We start from the raw sequence: 12,518 nt of genomic DNA on the forward strand, positions 1-12,518 counted from the left end.
AGGCGTTGATGCTTTTATAAACATCCGGGTATCGGGTTCCCTTACGCGTCGGCTTACTGTATTTTTATTCAAAATAAATGCATGAATATTGATACTATCCTAACCAAAGGCTGTCAACAGTGAAGATGAAATTACCTCCATTTATTGAGCTGTACCGGGCGTTGATCGCCACTCCGTCAATCAGCGCCACCGATGCCGGCCTCGATCAGAGCAATGAGGCGTTAATCAACTTGCTGGCCGGATGGTTTGCCGACCTGGGCTTTCGCGTCGACGTACAGCCGGTGCCGGAGTCGCGCCACAAATTCAACCTGCTGGCCAGCATCGGCGAAGGCAGCGGTGGCCTGTTGCTGGCCGGCCACACCGATACGGTGCCTTACGACGAAGGCCGCTGGACGCGCGATCCCTTCACCCTGACCGAGCACGACAACAAGCTCTACGGGCTAGGCACCGCCGACATGAAAGGCTTCTTCGCCTTTATTCTGGATGCGGTGCGCGATATCGACGCGAGCAAATTGACCAAGCCGCTATACATTTTAGCCACCGCAGATGAAGAAACGACGATGGCCGGCGCGCGTTACTTCGCCGCCTCTACCGCCATTCGTCCAGATTTCGCCATCATCGGTGAGCCGACCTCGCTGCAGCCGGTGCGCGCGCACAAGGGCCACATGGCCAACGCCATTCGCATCGTCGGCCAGTCCGGTCACTCCAGCGATCCGGCACGCGGCGTCAACGCCATCGATCTGATGCACGAATCCATCGGCCGCCTGATGGAGCTGCGCAAAACCCTGCAGGAGCGCTACAACAACCCGGCGTTCGCCGTGCCTTATCCCACCATGAACTTCGGCCATATCAGCGGCGGCGACGCGGCCAACCGCATCTGCGCCTGCTGCGAGCTGCACCTGGATATCCGCCCGCTGCCCGGCATGACGCTCGACAACATCAACGAACTGATGCATCAGGCATTGGAGCCGATGAGCCAACGCTGGCCAGGCCGCCTGACCATCGAAGAGCTGCACGCGTCGGTACCGGGCTACGAATGCCCGACCGACCACCGCATGGTGGCAGTGATCGAGGAACTGCTGGGCACCCGCACGCAGGTGGTCAACTACTGCACCGAAGCGCCGTTCGTTCAGCAGGTCTGCCCGACGTTGGTGCTCGGCCCCGGTTCCATCGATCAGGCCCACCAGCCGGACGAATACATCGACACCGCGTTTATCGAACCGACGCGCAAACTGTTGGGCCAGCTGCTCAATCACTTTTGCCAGCAATAAACCCGACATTTAGCAGGGGAAATGCTTTATGCTTCCCCTAACTCAAAATAAGTAGAAGGCAGCGAAATAAGCCACGCTGATAACCCACGAGGCGTAATTAAATTTCAGAAAATGCGCCGATTTTGATGTTTTTTTGCTAAAAATAGTGTCAATTGACGATTGGACAGGAACGCGATGTGATCAGGCAGGCGGTCTGCGCCTGACGCGTGAAATTTATTTACAAGATAAAAATCATACAGAACTGGGTCAGGGGTTATATGAACGAACAATATTCGGCAATGCGCAGTAATGTCAGTATGCTCGGCAAATTGCTCGGCGATACCATCAAAGAAGCGCTGGGCGAGCATATTCTCGATCGCGTTGAGACCATCCGTAAGCTTTCCAAATCCTCACGCGCCGGCAACGAAGCGCATCGCCAGGAGCTGCTCTCCACCCTGCAGAACCTGTCCAACGACGAGCTGCTGCCGGTGGCGCGCGCCTTCAGCCAGTTCCTCAACCTGACCAACGTCGCCGAGCAGTACCACAGCATTTCGCCCAACGGCGAAGCCGCCAGCAATCCGGAAGCGCTGGCTCAACTGTTCAGCCGCCTCAAAGACAAAAAGCTCAGCGACAAAGAGCTGCAGCACGCGGTGTCGCAACTCTCCATCGAGCTGGTGCTGACGGCACACCCGACGGAGATCACCCGCCGCACCCTGATCCACAAGCTGGTGGAGGTCAACACCTGCCTCAGCCAGCTCGATCACAACGATCTGGCCGACTACGAGCGCAACAAGATCATGCGCCGCCTGCGTCAGCTGGTAGCCCAGTCGTGGCACACCGATGAAATTCGCAAACACCGCCCTTCTCCGATCGACGAAGCCAAATGGGGTTTTGCCGTCGTGGAAAACAGCCTGTGGGAAGGCGTGCCGGCGTTCCTGCGCGAATTCAACGAACAGCTGGAAAACTCCATCGATTACAGCCTGCCGGTAGAAGCGGTGCCGGTGCGCTTCACTTCCTGGATGGGCGGCGATCGCGACGGCAACCCGAACGTCACCGCCGAAATTACCCGCCATGTGCTGCTGCTCAGCCGCTGGAAAGCCTGCGACCTGTTTACCCGCGATATCCAAGTGCTGGTCTCCGAGCTGTCGATGACCGAGTGCACCCCTGAGCTGCGCGCCCGCGCCGGCGGCGATGAGGTGCAGGAGCCTTACCGCGAAATCATGAAGCAGCTGCGCAGCCAGCTGATGAGCTCCCAGGCCTATCTGGAAGGTCGCCTGAAGGGCGAGCGCGTGCTGAAACCGCACGACCTGCTGGTGAACAACGAGCAGCTGTGGGAGCCGCTGTATGCCTGCTACCAGTCGCTGCAGGCCTGCGGCATGGGCATCATCGCCAATGGTCAACTGCTGGATACCCTGCGCCGCGTGCGCTGCTTCGGCGTGCCGCTGGTGCGTATCGACGTGCGCCAGGAAAGCACCCGCCATACCGAAGCCATCGCCGAGCTGACCCGCTATCTGGGGCTGGGCGATTATGAAAGCTGGTCGGAAGCCGATAAGCAGGCGTTCCTGATCCGCGAACTGAACTCCAAACGCCCGCTGGTGCCGCTGAAATGGCAACCGAGCGCCGATACGCAGGAAGTGCTGGAAACCTGCCGGGTGATCGCCGAAGCGCCGCAGGGTTCGATCGCCGCCTACGTGATTTCGATGGCGCGCACGCCTTCCGACGTGTTGGCGGTGCACCTGCTGCTGAAGGAGGCCGGCTGCCCGTTCGCGCTGCCGGTCGCCCCGCTGTTCGAAACCCTCGACGACCTGAACAACGCCGACGACGTGATGACCCAGTTGCTGAACATCGACTGGTATCGCGGCTTCATCCAGGGCAAACAGATGGTGATGATCGGTTACTCCGACTCGGCGAAAGACGCCGGCGTGATGGCCGCTTCCTGGGCGCAGTACCGCGCGCAGGACGCGCTGATCAAAACCTGTGAAAAGGCCGGCGTAGCGCTGACGCTGTTCCACGGCCGCGGCGGCTCCATCGGCCGCGGCGGCGCACCGGCGCATGCGGCTCTGCTGTCTCAGCCGCCGGGCAGCTTGAAGGGCGGCCTGCGCGTCACCGAACAGGGCGAGATGATCCGCTTCAAGTTCGGCCTGCCGGAAGTCACCATCAGCAGCCTGGCGCTGTATGCCGGCGCGATCCTCGAGGCCAACCTGCTGCCGCCGCCGGAACCGAAGAAAGAATGGCGGGCGCTGATGGACGATCTGTCCGAGACCTCTTGCCGGATGTATCGCGGCTACGTGCGTGAAAACCCGGACTTTGTGCCTTACTTCCGCGCGGCCACGCCGGAGCTGGAGCTGGGCAAACTGCCGCTGGGTTCACGCCCGGCCAAGCGCAAGCCGAACGGCGGCGTAGAGAGCCTGCGCGCCATTCCGTGGATCTTCGCCTGGACGCAGAACCGCCTGATGCTGCCGGCCTGGCTCGGCGCCGGCGCCGGATTGCAGGAAGCGGTGAAAGCCGGCAAACAGGCGGAGCTGGAAGCGATGTGTCGCGACTGGCCGTTCTTCTCCACCCGTATCGCCATGCTGGAAATGGTGTTCGCCAAAGCCGACCTGTGGCTGGCGGAATACTACGATCAGCGCCTGGTGGATAAAGCACTGTGGCCGCTGGGTCAACAGCTGCGCGATCAGCTGGAAAGCGACATCAAGGTGGTGCTGACCATCGCCAACGATGCGCACCTGATGGAAGACCTGCCGTGGATCGCTGAATCCATCGCGCTGCGCAACGTTTACACCGACCCGCTGAACGTCTTGCAGGCCGAATTGCTGCACCGTTCGCGTCAGCAGGAGCAGCCGGACGCCCGAGTGGAGCAGGCGCTGATGGTCACCATCGCCGGCGTCGCCGCCGGGATGCGCAACACCGGCTAGTGAGCCTCATCGCGGCCCCGTTTATCGGGGCCGTTTTTTTATGCCTTTCCCCCACAAAAAAAGGGCGCCGCGGTAAAGCGACGCCCTTTTCAATGGAACAAGCCTGTCAGGCGGCGGCCACCGGGCGCACGCCCAGCGTGTGGCAGATCGCGTAGCTCATCTCTGCACGGTTCAGCGTATAGAAGTGGAAATCTTTCACCCCTTCGCGGCTCAGGATCTTCACCATGTCCATGGCGATGTTGGCGCCGACCATTTTGCGGGTCTCCGCATCGTCGTCCAGCCCTTCGAACATGCTGGTCATCCAGCTTGGCACCCGCACGTTGGTCATGGTGGCGAAGCGCTGCAGCTGCTTGAAGTTGGACACCGGCAGAATGCCCGGCACGATTTCCACGTCGATGCCGGCGGCAACGCAGCGGTCGCGAAAGCGCAGGTAGCTCTCAACGTCGAAGAAGAACTGGGTAATGGCGCGACTGGCGCCGGCATCGATCTTGCGTTTCAGGTTAATCAAATCGGCCTGGGCGCTTTTCGCCTCCGGGTGCACTTCCGGGTAGGCGGCGACGGAAATGTCGAAGTCACCCACGTCTTTCAGCAACGCCACCAGATCGGTCGCGTACATGTCCGGCTTGCCGCCGCCCGGCGGCAGATCGCCGCGCAGCGCCACGATATGGCGGATGCCGCTGTTCCAGTAATCGGTCGCAATGTCGCGCAGCTGCGCCGGGCTGGCGTCGATGCAGGTCAGGTGCGGCGCCGCCTCCAGGCCGGTGCGCTCCTTGATCCCCTTGATGATGCTGTGGGTGCGATCGCGCTCGCCGGAATTGGCGCCGTAGGTGACGGAAACGAATTTAGGTTTGAGGATGCTCAGACGATCGATCGACTGCCACAGGGTCTCTTCCATCTCGCTGGTGCGTGGCGGGAAGAACTCGAATGATACGTTAATCTGGCCGTTCAACTCCGCCAGACTCTGATTCAGCGCTTCCCGCTGGTTTGCGTGGAAAAAACTCATACCCTGCTCACCTCTTTATCGATCACTGTTTTTATTTCATCTTGATGAGCGTCTATACGTTTAGACGTCTAGATAGAAAATGCCGCATGTTGGCTAAAGAGTCAACAGGAAAATGAGGGGAATAAGATGATTAATCCTCACCCGCTCAACGAGGGAATTTCATGATCGCGGCAAAGATAAGTATGGCAGGAAAAGCAAAGGGGCGCGGTGAGCCCGCGCCCGCAGAGGATTAAAGCAGCTGCGCCAAACGGTTAAGGTCTGACTGGATAGCGCCGGCGGTCACGTCGCGGCCGGCGCCCGGCCCGCGGATCACCAGCGGATTATCGCGATACCAGCGGCTTTCGATGGCAAACACGTTGTCGCACGGCAGCAGCGAGGCCAGCGGGTGCTCAGGGCGCACCGCCTCCACACCGACCCGCGCCTTGCCGTTGGCGTCGAAACGCGCCACGTGACGCAGCACCAGGCCCATTTCGCTGGCGGCCTCAAAGCGCTGCTGCATCTGCTGATTCAGCGCCTCACCGTTCTCGAAGAACTGATCGACGGAGCCCAGCTCGCAGCCCGCCGGCACCAGCGACTCGACCCGCACCTGGTTCGGTTCGATGTCGTAGCCCGCCTCGCGCGCCAGGATCACCAGCTTGCGCATCACGTCCTGGCCGGAGAGATCGACCCGCGGATCCGGTTCGGTTAGCCCCTGCTGCCAGGCCTGATCCACCAGCTCGGTGAACGGCACCGTGCCGTCATATTGCAGGAACAGCCAGGAAAGCGTGCCGGAGAAGATGCCGCTGATCGCCAGAATGCTGTCGCCGCTGTCGCGCAGATCGCGCACCGTATGGTTGACCGGCAGCCCGGCGCCGACGGTGGCGTTATACAGCCAGTGGCGGCCGGTTTTGGCGAAGGCGTCGCGTATTTGGCGATAGCTGTCGCTGCACGAGGCCCCCGCCAACTTGTTGGCGCTGATCACGTGAAAACCGTAGCTGGCGAAATCCAGATACTGCCCAGCCAGCTCTTCGCTGGCGGTCACGTCGAGCACCACCAGATCGTCGAACGGGTGCGCGCGCATCCACAGGAACAGCGATTCTTCATCCAGCTCCTGCGCTTCGTCCTCAAAGAATGCCAGCGCGCGGCTGGCGTCCAGCCCGTCATAGTTCAGCAGGCTGCGGCGGCTGTCCACCACCCCCGCCAGGATAAATTCGAAGCCGCTGCGCGCGGAGATATTGGTCTGTTCACGGGCGAACAGCTCCAGCCAGCGCGACCCGATGTTGCCCTTGCCGAACAGCACCAGACCGATGCGCTTCTCGGCGCGGAACAGGCTTTGGTGCAGCCCCTGAATCAGTAGCGCGGTCGGCCCCTGGCGCAATACCGCCACCAGGCTGATGCCATCTTCCGCCTGCCAGATAAATTCGACCGGCTGATCTTTCAGTTGCTGATAGAAACGGTGGCTGTGCAGCGGGTTCTTGCATACCCCGGCGCCGACCATCGCCACCAGCGCCAACCCTTCACGCAGATGCAGTTCACCCGGCAGCGCCGAGGCCTGCAGGATCGCCAGTGCGCTGTTGACCACCTCGGAGGTGTAGCACAGCTGCACCCGATTGCGGTCAGGATGGATGCCCACCGCCAGCGGTTTGATCTGCGCGCGTTTGAGCACCAGATCCAACTCTTTCTGCGCCAGTTTGAAGTCATGCTGAGCGGCGACGTGCAGCTCAATCAGGCACACGTCATCGTGGCTGGTGACAATCTTGGCGCCGGTGCCGGACGCCAATACGCGCTCGATGCGCGTCGAGCCCTGCTCCGGCTGGTAGCTGCAGCGCAGCTGAAGATCGATATCGCTGCCGGAGACCGGCTGCAGGGTACGGGTGTGCAACACCGGCGCAGCCAGACGCGCCAGCTCGCTGGCTTCGTCCAGGCGCAGCAGCGGCAGCAGGCAGGCGTCTTTCACCTTGCGCGGGTCGGCGCTGTATACCCCGGCCACGTCGCTCCAGATGGTGACGCGCGCAGCGCCGGCCAGCGCGCCGACCTGAGTGGCGGAGTAATCACTGCCATTGCGCCCCAACAGCACGGTTTCCCCGGCGTCGTTGCGCGAAATGAAGCCGGTCACCACCAGGCGCTTGCCCGGATGTTGAGCCAACAATTGCTGCAGCAGCGGATAAGAACGGCCTTCATCCACCTGCGGCTGCGCGGCGCGTTCGGCGCGCAGGAAATCACGCGCATCCAGCCAGGCCGCCTGCATATCCAGGTGGTTGAGCACCGCCGCCATCAGGCGCGCCGACCAGATCTCGCCGTGCCCGACCACTTCGGCATAGCACACCTCGTCAGCTTTACCGTCCAGCAGCACCGCCAGACGTTCCAGATCCTGAATGAACTCGGCGATCAGCGGCTCTGCGCTTTCCGGCGGCAACAGGCCGCTGATAAGATCGCTGTGATAACGACGCAACGTCTGCTGCACCTGGTGCGCAGACAGGCGATCGCTCTGGCTGAGCTTCAGCCAGTTGATCAACTGGTTGGTGGTACTGCCGGCGGCCGATACCACCATCATGTCGCCCGGCTGGCTGTATTCCGCCATAATCCCGGCCACACGCAGATAACACTTCACATCCGCCAGACTGCTGCCGCCAAACTTGTGCAGTTGACGCCCGCTCACCGGCCCTGCTACAGCAATTGCATTCATGCTTACCTCGTTGCCGCCGCCTGGAAAGCGCGTTCCAGATCGGCAATCAAATCTTCACTGTCTTCAATACCCACGGAAATGCGCAGCAGGCTCTCGGAGATGCCGGCCGCTGCCCGCGCCTCCGCCGCCATGCCGGCGTGGGTCATGGTCGCTGCATGCGAGATCAGGCTTTCTACGCCGCCCAGCGATTCTGCCAGAGTAAACAGCTCAAGGGCAGAGAGAAAACGGCGCAGCACCGCTTCATCGCCGTCCAGTTCAAAACTCAGCATCGCGCCGAAACCACGCTGCTGCCGGCGGGCGATCTCATGCCCCGGATTTTCCGGCAGGGAGGGATGATACAGCTTTTTCACCAGCGGTTGCTGCTGTAAATAACCGACAATCGCTTCGGCGTTTTGCTGCGCCGCCTTGATGCGCGGCGACAGCGTGCGCATGCCGCGCAGCAGCAGATAGCTGTCGAACGCACCGCCGGTTACACCGATATTGTTCGCCCACCAAGCCAATTCGACCGCCAGCTCGGGATCTTTGGCAATCACCGCGCCGGCCACCACGTCCGAATGCCCATTCAGGTATTTGGTGCAAGAATGGACCACCAGATCGGCACCGAGTTCGATCGGCTGTTGCAGGGCCGGGCTGAGGAAGGTGTTGTCCACCACCGTCAACGCGCCCGCCGCGTGCGCGGCCGCGCAGATCGCCGCGATATCCACCACCCGCAGCAGCGGATTGCTGGGGCTTTCAATCAGCACCAGCTTCGGCTTTTGTGCCAGCGCCTGCTGCAAGGCTTCTTCATTACCCTGATCGACGAACAGCACGCGATAGGCGCCGCGCTTGCTCAGGCTGTCGAACAACCGATAGCTGCCGCCGTAGCAGTCGTGCGGCGCCACCAGCAGATCGCCGGGCTTCAGCAGCACAGTGGTCACCAGATGGATCGCCGACATCCCGCTGCCGGTCATCACCGCGCCGGCGCCGCCTTCCAGCTCCGCCAGCGCACGTTGCACCACGTCGCGCGTCGGGTTGCCGCGGCGCGAGTAGTCATGGGCTCGGGGTTGGTTGAAGTCGGTAAAGTTATAGGTGCTGGACAGATGAATCGGCGGGACGACGCAGCCGTACTGTTCGTCATCGTTCAGGCCGCTGCGTACGGCAATCGTGGCTGGTTTACGCGTCATGGTCTCGCTCGGCTCTCGGTTCGGTGAATGAGGCCTAAAGAGTAATCGCAGGATTGATAGACGTCAATACATCTGGACATCTAAACTTCTTTGCGTATAGATTGAGCAATGACACAATACCCGCTAAAATTATGCCGATATGACATGACGATAAGATGTTAAGCGGCAATGCCTGACCGAAGCGGGGCATTCAGTGACCTTGGTCGCGTAAAATTGACATTTATTTAGTGAGAACAGTGAAGATCGGGCATAATTGGCCGGTTTTTAGAATTTTGTAATTTTTCTGACAAAGTTAAGGTGTCCCATGGCTGAGTGGAACGGCGAGTATGTCAGCCCTTACGCTGAACACGGTAAAAAAAGCGAGCAAGTCAAAAAGATCACGGTATCCATTCCGCTGAAGGTCCTGAAAATCCTCACCGACGAACGGACCCGTCGCCAGGTGAACAACCTGCGCCACGCCACCAACAGCGAACTGCTGTGCGAAGCGTTTCTGCATGCCTTTACCGGCCAGCCGCTGCCGAACGATGAAGACCTGCGCAAAGAGCGCAGCGATGAAATCCCGGAAGCCGCAAAAGTGTTGATGCGCGAACTGGGTGTCGATCCCGATACCTGGGAATATTGAGAACCGCCCGGCGAACGCCGGCGGCAGAAACGAAAAAAGGCGCCCAAGGCGCCTTTTTCATCGGACGATAAGAAATCTTATTTCTTAGCGCCTGGTACGCTGAAACGCTTGTTGAAGCGGTCAACGCGGCCACCGGTAGCAACGTCACGCTGCTTGCCAGTGTAGAACGGGTGGCATGCGCCACAAACGTCCAGGTTCAGATCGTGGCCCACGGTGGAGCGGATCTTCATCACGTTACCGCAAGAGCAGTTAGCAGTAACTTCTTCGTATTTTGGGTGGATACCTTGTTTCATGGGAAACCTCAGTTAAGGCCGTGTCGCTATCCAGCCCTGTTTCGCCAGACACCACACGTGGTTGATAATAGAATTTTGGTATCGAATTATACCAAAGGCGGCAAATTATACAGCATTAGCCGAGGCGCGCAATCGGAACCGTACATTTGCCGATGCGCCGTGTAAACTGATGCCCACTTTTTTTCAATTTGGATGAGATCATGCCCGTCGTACACGTTGCCTTGCCGGTCCCCCTCGCCCGCACCTTCGACTATCTGCTGCCGCCCGGCATGCAGCCGGTGGCCGGCGCGCGCGTGGGCGTGCCCTGGGGCAGGCAGCATGCGATCGGCATCGTCACCGGCTGCAGCGACACCAGCGAACTGCCGCTGGACAAGCTCAAACCGATCGACAGCGTGATCGACGCCGAGTCGCTGTTCTCCCCCAGCCTGTGGCGCATCCTGCGCTGGGCCAGCGATTACTATCACTACCCCATCGGCGAGGTGCTGTTCCATGCGCTGCCGATCCTGCTGCGGCAAGGCAAACCGGCCGAAGCCGCGCCGCTGTGGCAATGGTTCGCCACCGAAGAGGGGCGTGCCACCCCGCCCGAAAGCCTGAAACGCGCGCCGAAACAGCAGCAGGCGCTGGCGGCGCTGCTGCAACGCCCGGTCTATCGCCACCAGGTCAGCCAGCTGGAGCTGACGGAAAGCGCCCTGCAGGCACTGCGCGCCAAAGGGCTGATCGATCTGCGCGCTCAGGTCGCGGATACGCACGACTGGCGCCCCAACTTCGCGGTGCTCGGCGAGCGGCTGCGGCTGAACACTGAACAGGCTACCGCCGTCGGGGCGATCAGAAGCGAGGATGAGCAGTTCGCCGCCTGGCTGCTGGCCGGGGTGACCGGCTCCGGCAAGACCGAGGTCTACCTCAGCGTACTGGAGAACGTGCTGGCCAAAGGCCGGCAGGCGCTGGTGCTGGTGCCGGAAATCGGCCTGACGCCGCAAACCATCGCCCGCTTTCGCGAGCGCTTCAACGCGCCGGTAGACGTACTGCACTCCGGCCTGAACGACAGCGAGCGGCTGGCGGTTTGGCTGCGCGCGCGCAGCGGCGAAGCCGCCATCGTCATCGGCACCCGCTCGGCGCTGTTCACGCCGTTCCGTCAGCTGGGCGTGATCATCATCGACGAAGAGCACGACAGCTCTTATAAACAACAGGAAGGCTGGCGCTACCACGCCCGCGATCTGGCGGTGTTCCGCGCCCGGGAAGAGGATATCCCGATGGTGATGGGCTCCGCGACCCCGGCATTGGAAACGCTGCACAACGTGCAGCTGGGCAAATACCGCCAACTGAAGCTCACCCAGCGCGCGGGCAACGCCAAACCGGCGGCGCAGCACCTGATCGATCTGAAGGGGCTGCCGCTGAAGGTCGGCCTGTCGCAGCCGCTGCTGAAGAGCATGCAGCACCATTTAAAAGCCGGCAATCAGGTGATGCTGTTCCTCAACCGCCGCGGTTACGCCCCGGCGCTGCTGTGCCACGAGTGCGGCTGGATCGCCGAATGCCAGCGCTGCGATCACTACTACACCTTCCACCAGCATCAGCGCCAGCTGCGCTGCCACCACTGCGACAGCCAGCGGCCGGTGCCGCACCAGTGCCCACAGTGCGGCTCCACCCACCTGGTGTCGGTCGGCGTCGGCACCGAACAGCTGGAGCAGGAGCTGGCGCCGCTGTTCCCCGATACGCCGATCACCCGCATCGATCGCGACACCACCAGCCGCAAGGGAGCGCTTGAGCAGCATCTGGCGGATATCCATCGCGGCGAAGCGCGCATTTTGATCGGCACGCAGATGCTGGCCAAGGGCCACCATTTTCCCGACGTCACCCTGGTGGCGTTGCTGGACGTGGACGGCGCGCTGTTCTCCGCCGACTTCCGCTCCGCCGAGCGTTTCGCTCAGCTGTATACCCAGGTCTCCGGGCGGGCCGGCCGTGCGGGCAAGCAGGGGGAAGTGCTGCTGCAAACCCACCATCCGGAGCACCCGCTGCTGCAGGTGCTGCTGCAACAGGGTTACGACGCCTTCGCCAAACAGACGCTGGCGGAGCGCAACAGCGTGTTTCTGCCGCCTTACACCAGCCACATCATCGTGCGCGCCGAAGATCACGACAACCAGCAGGCCCCGCTGTTCCTGCAGCAGCTGCGCAACCTGCTGGAAGCCAGCCCGCTGAAGGACGACTCGCTGTGGGTGATGGGCCCGGTGCCGGCGCTGCAGTCCAAACGCGGCGGCCGTTTCCGCTGGCAGCTGCTGCTGCAGCACCCGACGCGGCGCGTCCTGCAACAGCTGATGAAAAGCTCGCTGCCGCTGATCGGCACCCTGCCGCAAACGCGCAAGGTGAAATGGACGCTGGATGTCGATCCGATCGACAGCTGATCCCGGAAAAGTCCGATTTAGCTGCCGCAGTGCAAACGTTTACCCTTGAAATTGCGAGCGAACGCTAAAAAACCTTCTCAGGTCACATTTTTTATGCAAATTAGGTAACAAAGGCGGGGCGTATTCTGTTTAGAATGTCTGCGAGGGCAAATTTTGTCGCCACATCGCAGCGCGACGGAGTGCCCGAACGCGAGTGGCGCTCAATGACAAC

Annotated in this window: 8 protein-coding genes; 4 read left to right on the forward strand and 4 right to left on the reverse strand. The window is 61.3% G+C overall.

All coding sequences use genetic code 11. The features are described 5' to 3' along the window. Nucleotides 1–125 precede the first annotated feature (125 nt). Complete coding sequence (gene argE / locus ACSJLU_RS23980) at nt 126–1,271, forward strand: acetylornithine deacetylase (RefSeq protein ID WP_342096783.1); 1,146 nt, start codon at nt 126–128, stop codon at nt 1,269–1,271. 257 nt (nt 1,272–1,528) lie between these two features. Next, nucleotides 1,529–4,165, forward strand: coding sequence for a phosphoenolpyruvate carboxylase (gene ppc / locus ACSJLU_RS23985; protein WP_025304657.1), 2,637 nt, complete (start codon nt 1,529–1,531; stop codon nt 4,163–4,165). A 106-nt stretch (nt 4,166–4,271) separates the two neighbouring features. On the opposite strand, the gene metF is transcribed toward ppc, so the two are convergent. The 3 genes from metF to metB form a co-directional block, all read right to left on the reverse strand. Next, nucleotides 4,272–5,168: a methylenetetrahydrofolate reductase gene (gene metF / locus ACSJLU_RS23990; RefSeq protein ID WP_004931071.1), complete on the reverse strand. Its 897-nt coding sequence runs from the start codon at nt 5,166–5,168 to the stop codon at nt 4,272–4,274. Nucleotides 5,169–5,397: 229 nt separating this feature from the next. Continuing rightward, the gene (locus ACSJLU_RS23995; protein WP_043140969.1) at nt 5,398–7,833 is read right to left on the reverse strand and encodes a bifunctional aspartate kinase/homoserine dehydrogenase II; all 2,436 of its coding nucleotides are present in this window, start codon (nt 7,831–7,833) and stop codon (nt 5,398–5,400) included. Nucleotides 7,834–7,835: 2 nt separating this feature from the next. Then, nucleotides 7,836–8,996, reverse strand: coding sequence for a cystathionine gamma-synthase (metB, locus tag ACSJLU_RS24000; RefSeq protein WP_060448501.1), 1,161 nt, complete (start codon nt 8,994–8,996; stop codon nt 7,836–7,838). A gap of 304 nt (nt 8,997–9,300) precedes the next feature. Here metB and metJ point away from each other — a divergent pair, with 304 nt between their 5' ends. Next, nucleotides 9,301–9,618, forward strand: coding sequence for a met regulon transcriptional regulator MetJ (gene metJ, locus ACSJLU_RS24005; RefSeq protein ID WP_006317756.1), 318 nt, complete (start codon nt 9,301–9,303; stop codon nt 9,616–9,618). A gap of 77 nt (nt 9,619–9,695) precedes the next feature. Here the strand turns inward: metJ and rpmE are convergent, their stop codons facing one another. Further along, entirely contained in the window at nt 9,696–9,911 is a 216-nt protein-coding gene (gene rpmE / locus ACSJLU_RS24010; RefSeq protein ID WP_004931078.1) for a 50S ribosomal protein L31, read from the reverse strand. Between the two features lie 200 nt (nt 9,912–10,111). Here rpmE and priA point away from each other — a divergent pair, with 200 nt between their 5' ends. Further along, complete coding sequence (gene priA / locus ACSJLU_RS24015; protein ID WP_033654545.1) at nt 10,112–12,307, forward strand: primosomal protein N'; 2,196 nt, start codon at nt 10,112–10,114, stop codon at nt 12,305–12,307. The last annotated feature ends 211 nt before the right edge of the window (nt 12,308–12,518 follow it).

The organism is Serratia bockelmannii (genome assembly GCF_051803255.1).
GTDB lineage: Bacteria > Pseudomonadota > Gammaproteobacteria > Enterobacterales > Enterobacteriaceae > Serratia > Serratia bockelmannii.